Raw genomic sequence first — 19,890 nt, 5'->3', positions numbered from 1 at the left:
GATAGCAGTCGTGGAGACCAAAAAATTTTAGACAAAAGTTCAAACCAGCCAGATTTATGTGTGGAGTCAATCTAAAATCTCGAATATCCAATCGACTGGCGGCAGCCGCAGAACTAAGTTTACCAGGCATTTTCGCCGCCCGCGCTAGGGCGCTGAGTGCTAATTTAATCAGGAGACTTGCATGAGTGGCGATCGACCGCCTTGGTTTAAAGTTGCATTACAGGTTCGGGTATCTGTCATTCCGTCAATTTGGCCCCGCGTTTTGCTGTGCGGTGGCTTTGGAGTTTTTATTTCCCTGCTGCACTTTTTAAACTTGCCGGTTTCCTTGCCCATTTTGTCGAGTATGGTACCGAGTGTTGTCCTAGGTTTACTGTTAGTTTTTCGGACAAATACAGCCTACGACAGATTTTGGGAAGGTCGAAAATTTTGGGGTACTTTAATCAACAACGTCCGCAATTTGGCGCGCCAAATCTGGGTAGCAATTGAGGAAAAAGACCCGCAGGATATCGAACTAAAAAAGTCAGCCCTGCGCCTGTTACCTGCCTTTGCAGTGGCGATGAAACTGCACTTGCGGAAAGAATCAGTAAATCCAGAATTAGAGCCGTTAATGTCCCCAGCGCAGTACCAAAATCTCAAATCGATGAACAATCCCCCGCTAGAAATTGCCTTTTGGATTGAGGATTACTTGCACGAGCAGTACGAACGCAATTGCCTCGATGTCTATCAGTTAACTGGTATGAAGGAGTTGATCAACTCTATGATTGATGTATTAGGCGGCTGCGAGCGGATTTTGAAGACGCCTATCCCTTTGGCTTACGCGATTCACCTGAAACAACTATTGTTGCTTTACTGTTTGGCACTGCCTTTTCAGATGGTGAACGATTTGGCTTGGGGAACCGGCCCAGTTGTAGCTTTAATTAGTTTTACTTTGTTCGGCATCGAAGAAATCGGCATTGAAATAGAAAATCCCTTCGAGCACGATACCAATGATTTGCCTTTGGACAGCATTTGTGCTACCATGCAGCGCAATATCGACGATTTAATTTCTTTATGTCCTCGCATTCACGATCGCGTGAAAGATAAGTAGAGTCATTCCATTTTAGATTTTTGATTATAGATTTTAGATTGGTATATAAAATCTATAATCTATAACCTACTGGTTAACTTCTAACAATCAAACGCATTAACCCAGCCAATACTAACAATACAGGCGTCACCCAATCTCCCCACCGCACGTACAAAGTCCGAGTTTGTCGCCGATAAATAGTAGCATCTCGGACTTCATAGGTATTAATTCCCGACTTCCAAACGGTCTCGCCGCGAGGATTTACAAAAGCAGAGTAACCCGTATTAGTTGCGATAACTGCCCATCTATCTGTTTCAATTGCCCGCATTACATCGAGAGCATGGTGCTGAGCCAACATCGGCGGTTTGTAATGGGCATTGTTGGAAGCGGTGACCATAAATTCGCCTCCATTCGCCGCCTGATATCGGAAAATTTCAGCAAACGCCGAATCGTAACAAATTCCGACAATGGCGCGGCCAAACGGCGTATCAAACAATTGTTTAGAATTGCCGGGTACTAAATGAGCATCTAAGGGAGAAAGCCGATTAATAATCCCGCCTAAGATTTCGTAAAAAGGGATATATTCGCCTAAAGGCACTAGCTTTAGTTTATCATAGCGGCCGACAATTTCTCCCGTGCGATCGATCGCCAATAAGCTGTTAGTGATACTATTTTCTTGCTGTCCGAATCCTCCCACCCAAGCCACCACACCGCGTTCGAGAATAGCTTGATAAAAGGAAAGAGTAGAACGTTGATACTCGTTTGTCCAGATAAAAGGCAAAGCCGTCTCTGGAATTAACACAGCATCGACTTTTCTGTCTGCTAACTGTTTGTATCCAGTGGTGTAACCTTCCAAAGCGCGCCGCCAACCCCCTGAGTCAAACTTAATCTCGTTAGGAATATTGCCTTGAATAATGCCAATTTTTAAAGCGGTTGCAGCTTCTTGATTCAAAGGGCGGTTGTATAAACTCCATCCTGCAATATGCAAAACTAAACACAGACTCGCAGGCAAAATATAAGCAATCCAATTCTTCCTTCTTCCTTCTTCCTTCTTCCTTCTTCCTTCAATAAAAGCTTCGGCGATTAAGCCGTTTACTGCTACAATAGCGGCTGTTACTGCGCTGGGTCCGGAGAGTTGACCGAGGTGCAATATTGCTAAATTGTGCGGGCTTTGCGTATATGATAGAGAGGTCCACCACAGCGAACCTGTACTCCAAATACTTTCTAAGGCACACCACAAAGCTGTGCCAATTAAAACGCGAGTTAATGCTGAAAATTGAGCTTTACCCCCCCCTTGGAAAGAGGGGGAGTTAAGAATAAGAATTGAATTTTTCCCTGCTGGTAAACTGAGGAAATTGAAAATTACAAATAGCCACGCCCAAACGGCGACTAATGCTGCTCCCCAGAGGGTGATGAATGCCCAGCAAAAAAGTGCGATCGCCAAACTCGGCCACCAAGGAACTCCCAACCAAGTCATGGGGTGAATTCCCATAATCCAAGATAAAGCTAATCCGTGATAGCCAATTCCCCAGAGTAAAGGAAGAAGCAAAAATGAATCAGGAAGGACAATAAATTTTGGTTTTTTTTGTGTTATTATTGGTCGTTCATAACTAACAACCAAAACCCAGAGGGGAACTAGGGCTACCCAAGCGAACAGCCAAGCATTTACTGGTGCGGTTGTCAGTGCCATCAAAATGCCGCTAAAAAATGCGATCGCCCAGGCTAATATTTTAGATTTATGAACCGCGAGTTTTTCCAATTTGGGCCTGTTAAATATCGCCACTTTGATGATTGCCAAAAATAATAATTCTTAATCAATATATCAGATCGATCGGGAAGTTCGACAAGGCGCAGTGTATGGGATTTAACGGATTTAACCGATTTAACAGAAAAAAATCTCTCAAATTCTACTTGCCAAAACAAAAAGCGCCCCTATTTCTAGGAGCGCTTTTTGTTAAATCAAAAGCTAAATTTAGCCGTTGATGGAAGGAGCAACCATTGCTACTGGGGTGACTTCACCGGCGGCCAAGTCGAGGGGGAAGTTGTGAGCGTTGCGCTCGTGCATTACTTCCATACCCAAGTTAGCGCGGTTGATCACATCAGCCCAAGTGTTGATGACGCGACCTTGCGAGTCGATAACCGATTGGTTGAAGTTGAAACCGTTGAGGTTGAAGGCCATCGTGGAAATACCCAAAGCGGTCAACCAGATACCGACAACTGGCCATGCACCTAACAAGAAGTGCAAAGAACGACTGTTGTTAAAGCTCGCGTATTGGAAGATTAACCGACCGAAGTAGCCGTGGGCTGCAACGATGTTGTAGGTTTCTTCTTCTTGACCGAATTTGTAACCGTTGTTTTGCGATTCGGTTTCGGTTGTCTCGCGAACCAAAGAAGAGGTAACTAAAGAACCGTGCATTGCAGAGAACAGAGCACCGCCGAAGACACCAGCAACTCCCAACATATGGAAGGGGTGCATCAGGATGTTGTGCTCGGCTTGGAACACGATCATGAAGTTGAAGGTGCCGGAGATACCCAAGGGCATACCGTCAGAAAAGCTGCCTTGTCCGATCGGGTAAATCAAGAATACTGCGGTAGCAGATGCCACAGGTGCGGAGTAAGCGACGCAGATCCAAGGACGCATTCCTAAGCGGTAGCTCAGTTCCCACTGACGGCCCATGTAGCAAAAAATGCCGATGAGGAAGTGGAAAACTACGAGCTGGTAAGGGCCACCGTTGTACAACCACTCATCGAGGGAAGCTGCTTCCCAGATGGGGTAGAAGTGAAGCCCGATCGCATTCGAGGAAGGAACAACAGCACCAGTAATGATGTTGTTGCCGTACATCAATGAACCTGAAACTGGTTCGCGGATGCCGTCGATGTCCACTGGAGGAGCAGCGATGAAGGCGATGATGTAGCAAATGGTGGCTGTCAGCAGAGTAGGAATCATCAGAGTCCCGAACCAACCCACATAAATGCGGTTATCCGTGCTAGTTACCCACTCGCAGTAACGTTCCCAAACGTTGGCGTTTTCACGACGCTGTAAGGTTGTTGTCATTTGGTTTATGATTGCTTAATTGAATTTTCAAGGTTCGTTGTGGGGATGCCCCACGCTTATATTAGTAACATCATTCACTAAAGTTTGCCAAGGGATTAGTGGTTACTATTTAAATATTTTACAAACATTTACAAAAGCTTAATTTTGAGTAAATTTGTGTGGTTTTTTACAAAGTAATATTACACGCCGAACGGGTTAAATATAGCGGTCTGAAGAACTGAATGTATTATATTTAGGTGGATTCAGGAGTGTAAAAATTTATTTTTGTTCAGAGCAATCCTCTTTCTATTTAAAGATATCTTAATTAGGTATTGAAGAGATTATTTTTAATATTTATTCACAGATCGCTGGTGGATGCGGTGAGCGTAAATTTTTATCGGGAGAATACTGAAAACCGGGTTTCTAGTGCGATCGGGCTGCATTCTCAATAATTTCCAATCAACCGGGTTTATTGACGAAAAAGAAACCCGGTTTCTGAAGCGCTGGGCAATAGAAATCAACCGGGTTTCTGAGGATGAGTCCGTAAGTTATGCGTAAAACTTAGCCTTTAGCCTGGGGGCCACTTCATCTGCCGCCCGCCGAGAATGTGAAGGTGCAGGTGGTCTACAGTTTGGCCGCCGTCACTGCCGCTATTAATGACGACGCGATAGCCGTTGCTAAGTCCGAGTTGTTCTGCTACCCGTTTGACAGTCAGCAGCAGGTGTCCCATGAGAGCATGATCTTCCGACTCGGCATCGGCTAATTTGGCAATAGGCTGTTTGGGAATGACGAGGATGTGGACGGGTGCTTGCGGATGGATATCTCTGAACGCGAGGGCCAAGTCGTCCTCATAAACGATGTCTGCTGGAATCTCTTTGCGGATGATTTTGCTGAAAAGCGTTTCTTGAGTTGTCATGGGTGTTAACGAAGGAAGAAGGAAGAAGGAAGAAGGAAGAAGGAAGAAGGAAGAAGGAAGAAGGCCCAAGAGGGAAGAAGGCCCAAGAGGGAAGAGGGAAGAGGGAAGGCGGAAGACTCAAGGGAGAAGGGGAAGAGGGAAGAGGGAAGACGCAGCAGGAGAGAAGGAAGAAGAGAAAAGGAAGAGGCAAGAAAAGTTTTTCTTGCCTCTCCCGATATTCATTAGTCATTGTTAATCATAATAGATGATGAATCAAGGACAGGCAAATTAAGGATAAAGAAAAATGCTTGCTAGGGTTTGGAGTGCATCGATCGTAGGAATTGACGCGGTAAAGGTTGGTGTTGAGGCTGATGTGTCGGGGGGGCTACCGAAAATTGTGGTTGTGGGATTGCCAGATTCTGCGGTGCAAGAAGCTAAGGAAAGGGTTAGGGCTACGCTGAAAAATTCGGGATATGCTTTTCCGATGCGGAGTATTGTGATTAATTTGACTCCGGCGGATTTGCGGAAGGAGGGGCCGAGTTTTGATTTGCCGATCGCGATTGGGATTTTGGCAGCATCAGAACAAGTCAGCGCTGAACTTTTGGGAGATTATTTGTTTTTAGGGGAACTTTCTTTAGATGGAAGTTTGCGGGCTGTGGCTGGGGTTTTGCCGATCGCCGCTGCTGCTCAAAAAATGGGTATTTCGGGGTTGGTTGTACCCGCTGGTAACGCGCAAGAAGCGGCTTTGGTGCACGGAATATCTGTTTATGGTTTTGAGAATATTTTTGCAGTTACTGATTTTTTGAACAATCCGGAAGTTTATTCGCCTGTAGAAGTAAACGGTCGAAAAGAGTTAGCTAAAACGCGGTTTTCGGGTTTAGATTTAAAGGATGTAAAGGGGCAAATTCACGCGCGGCGGGCTTTGGAAATTGCGGCGGCGGGGGGACACAATTTAATTTTTGTGGGGCCGCCAGGGAGCGGTAAGACTATGTTGGCGAGGCGTTTGCCGGGTATTTTGCCGCCGCTGACTTTTGAGGAAGCTTTGGATGTGACTCAAATTCATTCGGTGGCGGGGTTGTTGAAGGATAAGGGAAGTTTGGTGAGCGATCGGCCTTTTCGCAGTCCTCACCATTCGGCGTCGGGGCCTTCTTTGGTAGGTGGCGGCAGTTTTCCGCGTCCGGGTGAAATTTCTTTAGCACATCGCGGCATTCTTTTTTTGGATGAATTAACTGAGTTTAAAAGAGATGTTTTGGAGTTTTTGCGACAACCGCTGGAAGACGGTTATGTGACGATTTCTCGAACTAGACAATCGGTGATGTTTCCGGCGCAATTCACTTTAGTTGCAAGTACCAATCCTTGCGCTTGCGGTTATTACGGCGATTCGATCCAACAGTGTACTTGTTCGCCGCAAAAGAGGGAGCAATATTGGGCTAAACTTTCGGGGCCTTTGATGGATCGGATTGATTTGCAAGTGGCGGTTAATCGCTTGAAACCGGAGGAAATTACGCGACAGCCGACTGGGGAGGAGTCGGAACCGGTGCGGGTGAGGGTGCAGCGGGCGCGAGAGCTCGCTACTCGCCGTTTTCAGTCGGAATCTAGTTTGCGCTGTAATGCGGAGATGCAAAGCAGTCACATTAACAAATGGTGTCAGTTGGATGAGGCTTCTCGGAATTTATTGGAGATGGCGATTCGGAAGTTGGGGCTGTCGGCGAGGGCTAGCGATCGAATTTTGAAGGTTGCTAGAACTATTGCTGATTTGTCGGGGGATGAAAGCTTGAAAACGAATCATGTGGGGGAGGCGGTTCAGTATCGGACGATCGATCGGATGCAGTAAGGCGGATGTGCGATGTTTTTCAAGTCGTAACTTGATATATTGCAGGCCGATATTTTGGTTCGGGAATGGGTTTTCCCGCAGCTTTTGCAGCTTCCAGCCATGCTGTTTTAGCAATCTGTACTTCCTGCAAAGCTGATTCTGGGGTTTCGCCAAAAGCGGAACAGTATTTTAAATCAGGGATATCGGCAATGTAGCCTTCATCTTGGTTGCTGTAAAAAATATTGATGTGATAGTCTTTCATGGTTCATCATCCTCTATTGTAAGAGCGTATTCCTCGATTATCGCTAAGAATTGACGGACTTGATAGGGTGTCACCTCACCTTTCTTATTTTGAATGTTAACGATTTCTGGCACTTCAGGATGATTGAATATGTGATGACTGCCGCTGACTCTCGCCAGACTAAAGCCAAAGGCTTCAATCAGTGTCACCATTTCATTAAATTTGATGTTTTTTGACCCAGATAGCACCTTTTCTAAAATTTTAAGCTTTTTCATCGCTTTAAAAAGTGAATTAATCTTATTCTTTGTATAAACCAGCTTCCTCAGTCATTTCGATTAGCTGGTCTAATAGTTTACGGCGCTTTCTGTCGCGATGTTCTTTATAAATGATTAAATCTTTAAATCGAATCCGCCGATGGGAACCTACTTTGATATAAGGAATTGCTCCTTCATCTAGCAACTTGACAAGAAATGGTCGCGATACATTCAGGATATTAGCAGCTTGCTGTGTCGTCAGTTCGCGATTGTAACGAACTATCGAAACAGCCTGATCTGATGCCATTGCTTGTACAGCTTGACGCAGGATATTGCAGACTGATTCTGGAATTATAATCTCTTCTCCATTACTTGTGACTAATTTTGGTTGTGCAGATTCTCGGCTGAGTATTTGTGCTAATTGTGCTATTGATTCTTGTTCTTTTTCTGGAAGCAGAACTGACTCTGGCGATGCTTTTTGCCTCGACATAATAAGATATATTTTTTGATTGTTTTCTTGAGGATAACACTTGTAGTCGCACAAACGCAATATCCGAAACAAACAAAATATTCAAATCCACAAATCGGAAAGTTCGATCGCCCGAAATTCCCCCTCCCGACTCAAGACGGATGCCTCACAGATGTACAATAGGACGATCGCACTCTCCAATCTTGAATTTACCAATTATTTATTATATAATGGTGAAAAACCTTGGAGGCAATAATGAGTCAGTTGTTGGTTTTCAAACCTAATATTACCCCTGGGGATATGCACCCCCACTTCTATCCCGATTTCGCTACGTTTTTTAATGCTCGCTATGCTTTTGCATATGAAGATAGCTGTTTTTATTATGCTTTATCTGAAAACTATCCCTTTAACCATCTAGCTATAGAAGAACAAAAATCAAAAGATACAACCCTAGAAGACTGGATTAAAAACAAGTTTAAAGCAACTGATATTCGCCCTTCATTGAATCAAGCTGGGAAATTTTATAAACGTATGTGGCATCCACCAAATTATCTACCGCCAGAATCACTTATATCTAATCCAGAAAGCTATACCCAATCTCTTGTGGTAATTGAACTATTGATAAAAAAAATGAATGAATTATTTTTGACCATAGAACCCACACAGAAAAATGTTCATGTGTTTGGACTTAAAATACGCGAATTATTACTACTTGCTTGTATGGAAGTCGAAGCCTCTTGGAAAGGAGTATTAAAAGAGCACGAATACATTAAAAACAGTAAACAATCCTGGAATACCAAGGATTATGTAAAACTCTTGGAACCTATGTGCTTAGCTAATTATACCTTAGCTCTTAGATCGTATCCAAATTTTCCTCGTTTTCAACCTTTTAGTTGCTGGCGTCAAAATCGACCTACCAAATCACTTTATTGGTATAATGCCTACAACAACACCAAACATGACCGAGAAGCATCTTTACATGAAGCAACATTACTTAATGCGATTCACTCTGTTGGTGCTGTAGTTGTGATGTTCTGCGCTCAATTTGGAATACCTCAAGAACAAAAAACCCTGTTTGATATCGCTACCTCTACATTTTCTATCTATGTGAAACCTTGCCCCGAAAGGTTTTATATTCCTTTCAGGACTAGAGATACAGCGAACCCCGAGTTTAGTGATAGTAAATACTGTGTTCTAAGTGGACAAAGATACAAATCTTGAGGATTCTGCTATGACCACTAATACTTAAAAGGTTGGGAAGGTATAGATCGGATTTGGGGTCTATACCTTCCCTTCCGGCTTAATTCCTTACATCAATATTTTTTAATTCGGATAACTTATTTTCCCAGCCTGTTTGATAGGCTAGATCCAATGCCTCAGCAGAATTACTTGATAAAGCATCTTTGTAGTCAGGAGAAGATTTATGCGTTAATGAATCCTTTTCATAAGCATTTTTGTAGGAATCTTCATTTTCGTCTGGATCAGTCTGGTTACAAGAGTAATAATGCTCCATACAATTCACCCATCCCTTTGCATGAGCAATAGCTTCATCTGCTGTTGAGTAGTGTGGAGTGTTGTATTCCTTAGTTACAACTGTAGGAAGATTTCCATCAGAGTTTATGAAACCTGCTATTATTCGGGGTGTATAGGAAACCCTTACGCAGTATACCTCTGACCTAATTTTTTCAATGACAAGCTTAGTGTTTCGATAGTATCGATTGCCATAATTACTCATAACGAATTACCTTAATAGATTTTTCACGTTTACCCTTTTATTATAGCAAATTTTATACAAGGTCGAGCTTGACAAATATTCAAATTTAGAGTAAGGAGTCAAGTCAGTCTTGTCCGGTGGTTGGGGAGTCGGAAATTTGACGCCCGATCGCCCCAAATTCCCCATCCCGACTGAAGACGGAGGCCTCGCAGAGGTACAATGGTGAGATCGCATTCCCCAACTCCCACCGTGATAGAGCGCTACACTTTGCCCGAAATGGGCAACATCTGGACTGAAACCGCCAAACTGAAAAGCTGGCTGCAAGTAGAAATCGCTGTCTGCGAAGCTCAAGCCGAACTCGGCTACATCCCCGCCGCCGCAGTCGAAGAAATCAAAGCTAAGGCTAATTTTGACCCCAAACGAGTCCTCGAAATTGAAGCGGAAGTCCGCCACGACATGATCGCCTTCTTGACAAATGTCAACGAATATGTAGGCGATGCCGGCCGCTACATTCATCTCGGCTTAACCAGTTCCGATGTGCTCGATACCGCTTTGGCGCTGCAATTAGTCGCCAGCGTCAATATCTTGTTAGAACGTGTCGAAGAATTGAGTCAAGCTATTCGCTATCAGGCTCAACAGCATCGCAATACCGTCATGGTTGGCCGATCGCACGGAATTCACGCCGAACCGATCACCTTTGGCTTTAAACTAGCAGGATGGCTGGCCGAAGTTTTTCGCAACCGCGCCCGATTAGTGAATTTGCGATCGTCCATTGCAGTCGGCAAAATCTCCGGCGCAGTCGGAACCTATGCTAATATTGACCCGCGAATTGAAGCGATCGCCTGTCAAAACCTCGGACTCGAACCCGATTGTGCATCGACTCAAGTCATTTCGCGCGATCGACACGCCGAATACGTCCAAACCTTAGCACTCTTAGCAGCATCGATCGAGCGTTTCGCAGTAGAAATCCGCAACCTGCAACGCACCGACGTTCTCGAAGTCGAAGAATTCTTTGCCAAAGGGCAAAAAGGCTCATCGGCCATGCCCCACAAACGCAACCCGATTCGATCGGAAAGACTCACAGGGATGGCGAGAATCGTGCGCGCCAACGCCGTCGCAGCCTTAGAAAACGTTGCACTTTGGCACGAACGAGACATCTCTCACAGTTCCGTAGAACGGATGATTTTGCCCGACAGTTCTACAGTAACTCACTTCATGTTAGTAGAAACCACAGACTTAGTAAAACACCTGCTAGTCTATCCCGAAAACATGAAGCAAAACATGAATCTTTACGGCGGAGTCATCTTCAGCCAGCGCGTGATGCTAGCCTTAGTAGAAAAAGGCACGAGTCGCGAAGACGCCTACAAAATTGTGCAATCTTGTGCTCACGAAGCTTGGAACAAACCCGGCGGCAATTTCTACAATTTAATTGCTAAGGACGATCGGGTAACAGCTAAGATGACGACCAAAGAAATTGATGATTGTTTCGATCCGCAGTATCAATTGAGGCACTTAGATTTAGTGTATCAGCGGTTGGGAATTTAAAAATATTTTGAATTTCCGACTTTGGATCTGGATAGTGTAGGTTGGGTTGAGGAGCGAAACCCAACTCTTCTAACTAAAATAAGGTGTTGGGCTCTAGCGTTGCGTAGGGTTCGCTTACACTCAACCCAACCTACCCAACTCAATAAGACTAAAATAAAACGATCGGTGATATGGTGCTTTGGGATGAGAGTTTTAATAACTGGCTTTGAGCCAAATGATGATGGTTTGAATGCCTCAGAGTTGGTTGTGGTGTCGTTACGCGACAATCCTACTCAGGAGATCCGTCAGTACGTTGATTGCATTGACTTCAAGATTCTGCCTGGTAATACCAACACCCTCGGACACGTAGTTGATGAAACTCTCAAAGCATTTTCACCGGATATTTGTATTGGGATCGGTCAGGCGCGGGGTTACAACAAAATAGCTATTGAGCGAATGGCAAAGAATTTAAGATATTTTGTGACTTTGGATGCAGCAGGAAACGCACCCAAGGGAAAGCCGATTGTCCCCAATGCTCCTATTGCCTATTGGGATTGTCTAGCAGATCCCGAAGATGTGGTTTCCCTGTTAGAAAGCCACAACATTCCAACTAGGATTTCAAATGATTGTGGAACTCATCTATGCAATCAAGTTTTTTATCACTTTCTTCATTGGAAGGAGATTCATAATTCTGATATGAAGGTTGGTTTTATTCACATTCCAGCATTGCCGGAGCAAGTCATTAAATACTGGTCAGAGTCACCATTTATGCCAATAGAAATGACCCGTAAAGCTCTGTCCCTAATTATTAGTAGGCAAATTCAGTCTGTCGATCCAAGTCTATACGTGGGTTAATAAAGCCCATGCACGCCGACCGCCGAAAGTTTTTTTGTCTAGTAGCAATTTCAATAGCAGAACCCGGACTTGGTATTACCAATCCTCATGCGGTAAGGACATAAATTGCATCTTTGCCAAGAGAGGACATAGTTTAGAAGACTCTTCAGAATAGACTTGATTCAGTTTGCTCAAAATTCTAGATCGGTTGTGTCGCCGCAGATACGCCTGCAATGCTTTTGTATAAAGCTCACTGCGCGATCGCCCTAACTGACTAGCCAAAGCCTCGGCTTCTTCAAAAACTCAATCTGGAAGTGAAATTGCAGTTTTCATAGCTCCCCTTGCTGTCACGGCGACATCATAATATTGGTTATAGCATAGAACAACGACCTCAATCTACTTTTTAACACTCACAATCACAACAGCTATGAAATTTAATCGTTTTGGAAAATACCCGATCGCATTTATGCTAGTGTTGCTATGTGCGATCGGTCTGCACCATATAACATTTGTCCGCGCCCAGGAGCCGCCACAAGTGCAAATTACCCAACCAGAATCAAACCCAGTAGTACCTGAAAGTATTTTCATGAGTCAACTTCCCCGTTCGGCGCGACTGGTTGACATCCGCACCGTAAATCCCAACATTCGCCTGGATATCCGATACGCCACTACTAACAATTTCTTGAAACGAAAACTTTACCCTATATCGAAATGCGCGTTGAGAAGTTCTGTTGCTCAAAAGTTAGGGCTAGTTCAAACAGATTTGGAAAAAATCGGATTGGGTTTGAAAGTTTACGATTGCTACAGGCCTTTCTCTGTGACTAAGCAAATGTGGCAAGCTTGGCCAGATCCGCGCTATGTTGCTAATCCTGCTAGGGGTTCGCGGCACAATCGCGGTGCTGCTATTGATTTGACTTTAGTCGATCGCACAGGCAAAGAATTAGAAATGCCTACACCTTACGATGATTTTACCGAAAAAGCTCACGGAGATTATCAAGGCGGCAGCGCGGAATCTCGGAAAAATCGTCAAGTGCTTAAGAATGCGATGAAAAAACACGGATTTATCGGTATCACAACAGAATGGTGGCACTTTGATTCGGAAGATTGGCAGAAATTTGCGATTCTTGATATATCACTTGCCGAGATTCCTTAATTATACTATTTATTAAAAATGGCAGCTTCTGGTAGGACATGGCATTGCCGTGTCCCTACAAGTATCAGGAAATTTATCGCAATTTAACCGAAAACTCGTATTCGTATCCCCGGAAGTTAGAGTCTAATTGTAATGTGTAATTGCCAGTAACAGGGATTTTTCCAGTCCACTCTGTTTCATTGCCTTGATAAGGATCTCCGGCTAAAAGTTTGCCACCGGGAGTTATAATTTGCGGGAAAACATCTTTCCGATTCCTAACAGTCATTGTTTGATTCTTAGTGGCGCGAATCCGGTAAGAGTGGCTGCCGCCGCCGATAATTCGACCTTTGACGATCGCCTCATCTCCTCCCGGCAGAAAATTAATCTGCTGGTTGACTTTAGAACAACTGCTTTCGGTGCGGTTTTTGGCAATCCAACCGGGCGGATCGGTAATTCGCAGCCAACCGTTTTGTTCTTCGGCAACTGAAACAAAGGTATTATTTTTAAGTTTTCCTACTATGTTGCTGCCCCTTACTTGCGGGTTCGATCGCACATTTAGCGGTGGATTCGGATCGCTGACTACAGCCATAGTGATTTTGCAACCCGAATTTGGCGGTGTGACAACTACTGGGTCAACTTTTCGCGGAGAGACTCCTGCAACTCGCGAGGATTGAAGTGCTGGAGTTTTGGCTGGTTGAGGTTGAGATGGGGGAGATTCTGCGGCTTGGGTTTGTGCTTGCAGAGGTTCTGGTTGCCGAGATTCAGGGTTGTTCGTCTCCCCTGCAATCTGGTTTCTGGTGGATGCCGGGGATTCTGCAAGGGGAGGATTGGATTGTTTCATCGCACCCGACTGTATAGTGGCAGCAGCCACTCCCACTGCTGTTGCCAGTCCTGCTAAGCTTACCGTGATGATTTGAGCTTTCGTAAATGACATAAAAAACCCTCTCTGTATCTATATTGATAATTTTTATTTGGGAGTTGGGGCGATCGCCAGTTAATTTATAGTGGAAATACCTAGTGCGGGCCACAGGGTAAGGATTTTTAGATAAAATTTCAGAGCCATAATTGTCGCAATAATTTGAGTCAATATATACTGGACACCTATACTGATGGTAATCTTGCTCTGGGTTATTTGCGCGCCAATTTACGAAAGTAAGCGTTCAGCGCGAGGTACATAAAATGTCAAAATTGATTCCTCTGAGATTACAACCGCCCCGCGATCGATTGTTGGAGGAGGTGAAGCAGGAAGTCCAAGCAGGACGATCGCAGTCTTTGCACGCTGCTGTGCTGGCTAACCTCAGCCAAAACTCGCAGCCTCTTGGTGTTAACCGCTGTTGGGATGTGGAAGTGAAAGCGGGCAACCGTCCGAGTTTTCGGCTTTCTCCCAAAGCAAGCGTTGCTAAAGTTTTCGATCGCACCGGCGGCAAATTGGTAATTTTGGGAGCGACGGGTGCAGGCAAAACTACGACGCTGCTAGAATTAGCTCGGGTGTTAGTTTCCCGCGCCCAAAAAGATGCTAGTTTGCCAGTACCAGTGCTGTTTGAACTCGGATCGTGGAAAGCAGAATCCGGGGCGATCGCAGATTGGTTAATCGCTCAACTTCAGTTTAAATACGGCATCTCTCCTGCTGTCGGCAAAAAATGGCTTGCCGAACAAAAATTGCTGCCTCTCCTCGACGGCTTGGACGAAGTAGAAACCCACCGCCAAAATATCTGCATTCAAGCAATCAATCAATTTGTTGAAAGCGAATTTAAACCCAAACATTTAGTAGCTTGCAGCAGTTTTGAAGCTTACAAAAACTGCGATACTAGATTTCGCCTGCAAGCAGCGGTTTTATTGAAACCTTTAACAGAAACTCAAATTCACAATTATTTACTAGAAGCCAGAAGCCGCGAACTTTGGTACAGCATTGAGCGGGAGCCGGAGTTGTTGAAATTGGCAAAAGTTCCCTTGCTTTTGAGCATGATGGCTCTGGCTTACGACGATATTTTAATTGAAGCTTGGAAGCGCATAACTTCCGCAGAAGAACAGCGCAAATATCTGTTAACTGCCTATATTCGCCACCAAATGACCGGGCAAGTCAAGCAGTATCCCAGAGGTAAAGAACTGCGGCCCGAACAAATTCGGCACTGGCTGGGGTGGTTGGCGAGAAGGATGGAACAGCAAGGAATTCAAGAATTTTACCTCGATCGCATACCGTCTAGCTGGCTGCAAACAGGCGAGGAGCGGCGCAAGTATCAGTTTGGAGTTAAGCTGGTTGGCGGGCTGATTTGGGTGATTTTGGGATTAATTGTCAGCCTAGTCTCCGGGTCGATTTGGGGGTTGATTGCGGGTGCTGTTGCTGCGGTAATTAGTGCTTTGTTGCCGGGAATTCCGGGGATAGAAAGTTTTATATTGCGCCTCGTGCTGTGGTCTAACGGCTACATTCCTTGGGATTACAGGCGTTTTCTCGATGCTGCGACGGATCGCCTGTTGCTGCAAAAAACGGGCGATCGGCGCTATCGATTTATTCACGATTTACTGCAAAAACATTTTTCAGAGATATAAATAAATGCCGGAGCTTGACAAAATTAAATAATTATGATAGTTATCTTGCCAATTATGCACGGTTCCATTGCCGAATTTGCGATCGACTCCTAGATCGACACCCCCAAAAGGTTAAGATTCTAATCTGACCCTCCTGCAATCATTGCTTCACCTCCTATGGCAGAAACCTTATTGTTCAACGCCCTCCGCGAGGCGTTAGACGAAGAAATGGCCCGCGACTCCGCCGTATTCGTACTCGGCGAAGACGTAGGTCAATACGGCGGTTCCTATAAAGTCACCAAAGACCTCTACAACAAATACGGCGAACTTAGAGTGCTCGACACCCCGATCGCCGAAAATAGCTTTACAGGCATGGCAGTAGGCGCAGCAATGACGGGACTGCGACCGATTATCGAAGGCATGAACATGGGCTTTTTGCTGCTGGCCTTCAACCAAATTTCCAACAACGCCGGAATGCTGCGCTACACATCCGGCGGCAACTTCAAAATGCCAATGGTAATTCGCGGGCCAGGCGGCGTGGGCCGGCAACTCGGCGCGGAACACTCCCAGCGCCTAGAAGCATATTTCCAAGCTGTACCGGGTTTGAAAATAGTTGCCTGTTCGACTCCCTACAACGCCAAAGGACTTTTAAAATCAGCCATCCGCGACGACAACCCCGTTCTGTTTTTCGAGCACGTCCTTCTTTACAACCTCAAAGAAAATTTGCCAGAAACAGAATATTTAGTGCCGCTGGACAAAGCAGAAATCGTGCGATCGGGCAAAGATGTCACCATCCTGACATATTCCAGGATGCGGCACCACGTCTTGCAAGCGGTGCCCGCACTGCTAAAAGAAGGTTACGATCCAGAAGTAATTGACCTAATTTCTCTCAAACCCCTGGACATGGAGACGATCGGCGAATCCATTCGCAAAACTCACAAAGTAATTATTGTAGAGGAGTGCATGAAAACAGGAGGCATCGGTGCCGAACTAATTGCTTCGATTAGCGATCGATTTTTTGACGAACTCGACGCACCGGTTTTGCGGCTGTCTTCACAAGATATTCCCACACCTTACAACGGCAATTTGGAAAGACTGACAATTGTCCAGCCCACTCAAATTGTCGAAGCAGTCCAAAAAATGGTAGCTTTGCGAGTATAAATAGTGATTAGTCAGTAGTCATTGGTTGACTGTTGACTGTTGACTGATGACTGTTGACGGATGACTGATGACCGATGACTGTTGACTAAAATCTGCCAACCGCCAACTGCCAAATGACAACTGCCAACTGACCAATGACTAATAATTAAATATGCAAAAACAACGTTCCATATTAGCCCTAATTTTTGTTTTAATCATCGCCGCCATTACTGTAATAGTAACAATTCCGACGCGGCTGGGATTAGACTTGCAAGGAGGGTCGCAACTCACAATTCAAGTAAAAACTACCCCCACAATTCCCAAAATTGACCAGGGAATGTTAGAAGCAGTGCGTCGGATTGTCGAAAACCGCGTCAACGGTTTGGGCGTTTCCGAAGCATTAGTCCAAACAGTAGGAGAAGACCAAATTCTCGTGCAGTTGCCCGGAGTAAATGACCCGCAGCAAGCAGAACGAGTTTTGGGCGGCACGGCCAAGCTAGAATTTAAGGAACAACTGCCCGGGACAGAAACACAATTAGCCATTGAGAGACAGTTGCAGCAGGAATTGCTGCTCAAACAAACAGAATTAAAAACTAGCAAAAATGAGTCAGCCATTCAAGAAAATCAGGCTGCTTTGAAAAGAAGCAATGAGGCGATCGCCAAACTATTCAAAAGCAGCGGACTCGGTGGCGAAAACCTCAAAGACGCTCAACCTCAACCCTTGTCGGCTGGGAACAACTGGAACGTTGCTCTTGTTTTCGATACCCCAGGAGGCGAACTCTTTGCCCAACTTACTAAAAATTTAGCAGGCACCGGACGCAGTATCGGTATTTTCCTAGACGAAAGAATGATCAGTTCTCCAGTCGTCGGCGTTGAATTTGCCCAGGCAGGAATTACTGGTGGGAGTGCCGTAATTCAAGGCAACTTTACCACGCAAGAAGCCAACGATTTAGCAGTGCAATTGCGGGGTGGCGCTTTGCCTGTGCCGGTCGAAATTGTAGAAAACCGCACGATCGGCGCTAGCTTGGGTAAAGACAGCATTCAAAGCAGTATTAACGCAGGTATCGGCGGCTTAGTTTTAGTCTTGATTTTCATGGTTGCCTACTATCGACTCCCCGGCGTAATTGCCAATATTGCGCTGTTAATTTATGCTCTGTTAACTTGGGCAGCTTTCGTGCTTTTGGGAGTGACATTAACGCTGCCGGGTATTGCTGGTTTCGTGCTCAGCATCGGGATGGCCGTGGATGCTAACGTGCTGATTTTTGAGCGCACGCGGGAAGAGTTGCGGGCGGGGAAATCGCTTTACCGATCGGTCGAATCGGGTTTTTACCGGGCTTTTTCCAGCATTTTAGACGGCAACGTCACAACAGTTATTGCTTGTGCTGCTTTGTTCTGGTTGGGCGCTGGTTTAGTTAAAGGGTTTGCTGTAACTCTGGCATTGGGCGTAGTAGTGAGTATGTTTACTGCTATTACTTGCAGCCGCACTCTACTTTTGGTAGTGTTGGGCTTTCCGGCCCTGCGGAAACCTCAGTGGTTCTGTCCCGATTTGTCGAAAACTGCTAATAGTTAACTGTTGACAGTTAACTGTTAAGTGTTGACAGACTAGGTAAGGTGCGCCGTAGGTAAGGTTCGCAATGCGCACCCTAAATTGAGAAATTTTTCTTCCTTCTTCCCTCTTCCTTCTTCCTTCTTCCTTCTTCCTTCTTCCCTCTTCCTTCTTCCTTCTTCCCTCTTCCTTCTTCCCTCTTCCTTCTTCCTTCTTCCCTCTTCCTTCTTCCCTCTTCCTTCAAATTATGAAATTCAGTGTTATCAAACAGCGATCGCTCTGGTGGAGTATTTCCGCCGCTATAATCCTCGCAGGTATAGTGTCGATGGCGATTTCTTGGACTCGTCCCGACATTCGCGCACCGCTGCGCCCTAGTTTGGACTTTATCGGCGGCACTCGGCTGCAATTTGAACTCGACTGCACGAAACCAGAAAATTGTAAACCCATCGATATTGCTGCTGTCCGCGAAGTCCTGGACGCCCAAGGTTTAGGTGGCAGCAGCATTCAAGTTATCGGCCAAGAACAGCGAGGTTTATCGTTACGAACGAAAACTTTGGATGTCGAACAGCGGACTAATTTACAAACAGCTTTGAGCGAAAAGATAGGGGCTTTTGCTCCTCAATCTACTCAAATTGATACGGTTGGGCCTACCCTCGGTAAACAATTATTTACTTCGGGATTGTTGGCTTTATTTCTTTCCTTTGCTGGCATTACTATTTATCTGACATTCCGGTTTCAGTTGGATTATGCCTTTTTTGCTTTCGTTGCTCTATTCCACGACGTGTTGGTTACTCTTGGTGTTTTCTCGTTTTTGGGTTTAGTTCAAGGAGTGGAAGTTGACAGTTTATTTGTGGTCGCTCTCTTGACAATTATCGGTTTTTCTGTTAACGATACAGTGGTAATTTACGATCGCGTGCGAGAAGTAATTAAGCTAAATCCGGGACAGTCGATCGATCAAATTGTCGATGATGCTGTCATGCAGACGCTGGGAAGGTCAATTAACACGACGATGACAACGCTGCTGACATTATTTTCAATCTTTTTGTTTGGCGGCGAAACCCTGAAATACTTTGCTTTAGCTTTGATTGTCGGTTTTATTGCTGGTGCGTATTCGAGTATTTTCATTGCCAGCACGCTGCTAGCTTGGTGGCGCAGTCGCACTGGCAACTCTATCCCCGTCCCCGCAGAAGGAATCAGCCAGTCAGAGGAAGTTTAGGTGACTGTTAACTGTTAACTGTTGACTGTTGACTGACTCATAACTAATGACTAATGATTAATGACTCATAACTAATGACTAATGAAAGCGACGCAAATTTTAAACTTGAAGTCCAAAGGCTTCACAAACTAACAGTTTATGGCCGCTGGTTAACTGTGATATTGCTCTGGATTAGCGTCGGTTCTTTGAGCATTTGGGGTTTGCGCCGCGAAATCGCTTTGTGGTTAGAACACTTCACTTGGGCAGCGGTGCGCTACGGTTTATCTTTTCACCGCTGGCCGACTCTGGGTTTGGGTTTGTGCTTGGGAATGACTTTAGCTGTGCTAACTTGGCAAAGTCGCAATATGGTGCGAGGATTGCCCCTGCGGGAAAAACAGGGTTTGGAACAACAAGTGCGCCGCATTCGCCAGCGGGGGCCGAGTCATCCTTTGTGGAAGTGGGTTTGCAAAGGTTAGCAGTAGCCGACAGGCTTTATTCTCCAGTCGT

Annotated in this window: 21 protein-coding genes; 12 read left to right on the top strand and 9 right to left on the bottom strand. The window is 45.2% G+C overall.

The window, feature by feature from the left end; translation table 11 throughout:
• The first annotated feature begins 181 nt into the window (after positions 1 to 181).
• Positions 182 to 1,087 carry a bestrophin family ion channel gene (locus QUA20_RS10055; protein WP_333188306.1) on the top strand — a complete coding sequence of 302 codons (906 nt, stop codon included), beginning with the start codon at positions 182 to 184 and terminating at the stop codon, positions 1,085 to 1,087.
• A gap of 73 nt (positions 1,088 to 1,160) precedes the next feature.
• Here the strand turns inward: QUA20_RS10055 and lnt are convergent, their stop codons facing one another.
• The 3 genes from lnt to QUA20_RS10040 form a co-directional block, all read right to left on the bottom strand.
• Positions 1,161 to 2,849, bottom strand: coding sequence for an apolipoprotein N-acyltransferase (lnt, locus tag QUA20_RS10050; RefSeq protein ID WP_445304661.1), 1,689 nt, complete (start codon positions 2,847 to 2,849; stop codon positions 1,161 to 1,163).
• 189 nt (positions 2,850 to 3,038) lie between these two features.
• On the bottom strand, positions 3,039 to 4,121 hold the full coding sequence (gene psbA / locus QUA20_RS10045; RefSeq protein WP_172188362.1) for a photosystem II q(b) protein: 1,083 nt from the start codon (positions 4,119 to 4,121) through the stop codon (positions 3,039 to 3,041).
• A gap of 547 nt (positions 4,122 to 4,668) precedes the next feature.
• A complete protein-coding gene (locus QUA20_RS10040; protein ID WP_172188364.1) occupies positions 4,669 to 5,016 on the bottom strand; it encodes a histidine triad nucleotide-binding protein in 348 nt (115 codons plus the stop codon).
• Here QUA20_RS10040 and QUA20_RS10035 point away from each other — a divergent pair.
• Together QUA20_RS10035 and QUA20_RS10030 are read left to right on the top strand one after the other, a co-directional pair.
• Positions 5,015 to 5,251, top strand: coding sequence for a hypothetical protein (locus QUA20_RS10035; RefSeq protein ID WP_333188302.1), 237 nt, complete (start codon positions 5,015 to 5,017; stop codon positions 5,249 to 5,251). The two genes, QUA20_RS10040 and QUA20_RS10035, sit on opposite strands and share 2 nt — an antisense overlap.
• Positions 5,252 to 5,299: 48 nt before the next feature.
• On the top strand, positions 5,300 to 6,829 hold the full coding sequence (locus QUA20_RS10030) for a YifB family Mg chelatase-like AAA ATPase (protein WP_333188299.1): 1,530 nt from the start codon (positions 5,300 to 5,302) through the stop codon (positions 6,827 to 6,829).
• Positions 6,830 to 6,848: 19 nt separating this feature from the next.
• On the opposite strand, the gene QUA20_RS10025 is transcribed toward QUA20_RS10030, so the two are convergent.
• Genes QUA20_RS10025 through QUA20_RS10015 form a run of 3 tightly spaced genes read right to left on the bottom strand, consistent with a single transcriptional unit; the run spans position 6,849 to position 7,793 of the window.
• Positions 6,849 to 7,070 (bottom strand): type II toxin-antitoxin system HicB family antitoxin, encoded by a 222-nt coding sequence (locus QUA20_RS10025; RefSeq protein ID WP_333188296.1) that lies wholly within the window; start codon positions 7,068 to 7,070, stop codon positions 6,849 to 6,851.
• Positions 7,067 to 7,324, bottom strand: a complete 258-nt coding sequence (locus QUA20_RS10020; RefSeq protein ID WP_333188293.1) for a type II toxin-antitoxin system HicA family toxin — start codon at positions 7,322 to 7,324, stop codon at positions 7,067 to 7,069. The genes QUA20_RS10025 and QUA20_RS10020 overlap by 4 nt, the downstream gene beginning before the upstream one ends.
• A gap of 22 nt (positions 7,325 to 7,346) precedes the next feature.
• The gene (locus QUA20_RS10015) at positions 7,347 to 7,793 is read right to left on the bottom strand and encodes a helix-turn-helix domain-containing protein (RefSeq protein ID WP_333188291.1); all 447 of its coding nucleotides are present in this window, start codon (positions 7,791 to 7,793) and stop codon (positions 7,347 to 7,349) included.
• 234 nt (positions 7,794 to 8,027) lie between these two features.
• On the opposite strand from QUA20_RS10015, the gene QUA20_RS10010 reads away from it, so the two are divergent.
• The gene (locus tag QUA20_RS10010) at positions 8,028 to 8,993 is read left to right on the top strand and encodes a hypothetical protein (RefSeq protein WP_333188288.1); all 966 of its coding nucleotides are present in this window, start codon (positions 8,028 to 8,030) and stop codon (positions 8,991 to 8,993) included.
• A gap of 79 nt (positions 8,994 to 9,072) precedes the next feature.
• On the opposite strand, the gene QUA20_RS10005 is transcribed toward QUA20_RS10010, so the two are convergent.
• Entirely contained in the window at positions 9,073 to 9,507 is a 435-nt protein-coding gene (locus QUA20_RS10005) for a hypothetical protein (protein WP_333188285.1), read from the bottom strand.
• Between the two features lie 228 nt (positions 9,508 to 9,735).
• On the opposite strand from QUA20_RS10005, the gene purB reads away from it, so the two are divergent.
• The 3 genes from purB to QUA20_RS09990 all read left to right on the top strand — a co-directional run bounded on the left by purB (position 9,736) and on the right by QUA20_RS09990 (position 12,997).
• Entirely contained in the window at positions 9,736 to 11,031 is a 1,296-nt protein-coding gene (purB, locus tag QUA20_RS10000; RefSeq protein WP_333188334.1) for an adenylosuccinate lyase, read from the top strand.
• Between the two features lie 183 nt (positions 11,032 to 11,214).
• The gene (locus QUA20_RS09995; RefSeq protein WP_333188282.1) at positions 11,215 to 11,865 is read left to right on the top strand and encodes a pyroglutamyl-peptidase I; all 651 of its coding nucleotides are present in this window, start codon (positions 11,215 to 11,217) and stop codon (positions 11,863 to 11,865) included.
• A 406-nt stretch (positions 11,866 to 12,271) separates the two neighbouring features.
• Positions 12,272 to 12,997 carry a M15 family metallopeptidase gene (locus tag QUA20_RS09990; RefSeq protein WP_333188279.1) on the top strand — a complete coding sequence of 242 codons (726 nt, stop codon included), beginning with the start codon at positions 12,272 to 12,274 and terminating at the stop codon, positions 12,995 to 12,997.
• A 73-nt stretch (positions 12,998 to 13,070) separates the two neighbouring features.
• On the opposite strand, the gene QUA20_RS09985 is transcribed toward QUA20_RS09990, so the two are convergent.
• The gene (locus QUA20_RS09985) at positions 13,071 to 13,910 is read right to left on the bottom strand and encodes an SH3 domain-containing protein (RefSeq protein ID WP_333188277.1); all 840 of its coding nucleotides are present in this window, start codon (positions 13,908 to 13,910) and stop codon (positions 13,071 to 13,073) included.
• Between the two features lie 245 nt (positions 13,911 to 14,155).
• Here QUA20_RS09985 and QUA20_RS09980 point away from each other — a divergent pair, with 245 nt between their 5' ends.
• The 3 genes from QUA20_RS09980 to secD all read left to right on the top strand — a co-directional run bounded on the left by QUA20_RS09980 (position 14,156) and on the right by secD (position 18,212).
• Positions 14,156 to 15,523, top strand: a complete 1,368-nt coding sequence (locus QUA20_RS09980) for an NACHT domain-containing protein (protein ID WP_333188275.1) — start codon at positions 14,156 to 14,158, stop codon at positions 15,521 to 15,523.
• 156 nt (positions 15,524 to 15,679) lie between these two features.
• Positions 15,680 to 16,663 (top strand): alpha-ketoacid dehydrogenase subunit beta, encoded by a 984-nt coding sequence (locus QUA20_RS09975; RefSeq protein WP_172191527.1) that lies wholly within the window; start codon positions 15,680 to 15,682, stop codon positions 16,661 to 16,663.
• A gap of 151 nt (positions 16,664 to 16,814) precedes the next feature.
• Entirely contained in the window at positions 16,815 to 18,212 is a 1,398-nt protein-coding gene (secD, locus tag QUA20_RS09970; RefSeq protein WP_333188272.1) for a protein translocase subunit SecD, read from the top strand.
• Positions 18,213 to 18,285: 73 nt separating this feature from the next.
• Here secD and QUA20_RS09965 read toward each other — a convergent pair whose 3' ends face one another.
• Positions 18,286 to 18,432 carry a hypothetical protein gene (locus QUA20_RS09965; protein WP_333188270.1) on the bottom strand — a complete coding sequence of 49 codons (147 nt, stop codon included), beginning with the start codon at positions 18,430 to 18,432 and terminating at the stop codon, positions 18,286 to 18,288.
• A 3-nt stretch (positions 18,433 to 18,435) separates the two neighbouring features.
• Between QUA20_RS09965 and secF the strand changes: the two genes are divergently transcribed.
• Together secF and QUA20_RS09955 are read left to right on the top strand one after the other, a co-directional pair.
• On the top strand, positions 18,436 to 19,404 hold the full coding sequence (secF, locus tag QUA20_RS09960) for a protein translocase subunit SecF (protein ID WP_333188268.1): 969 nt from the start codon (positions 18,436 to 18,438) through the stop codon (positions 19,402 to 19,404).
• Positions 19,405 to 19,478: 74 nt separating this feature from the next.
• Positions 19,479 to 19,859 (top strand): hypothetical protein, encoded by a 381-nt coding sequence (locus tag QUA20_RS09955; protein ID WP_333188265.1) that lies wholly within the window; start codon positions 19,479 to 19,481, stop codon positions 19,857 to 19,859.
• Positions 19,860 to 19,890 lie beyond the last annotated feature (31 nt).

It is taken from the genome of Microcoleus sp. Pol7_A1 (genome assembly GCF_036701085.1).
Classification (GTDB): Bacteria; Cyanobacteriota; Cyanobacteriia; order Cyanobacteriales; family Microcoleaceae; genus Microcoleus; species Microcoleus asticus.
This window is presented reverse-complemented; position numbering and strand designations above follow the sequence as displayed.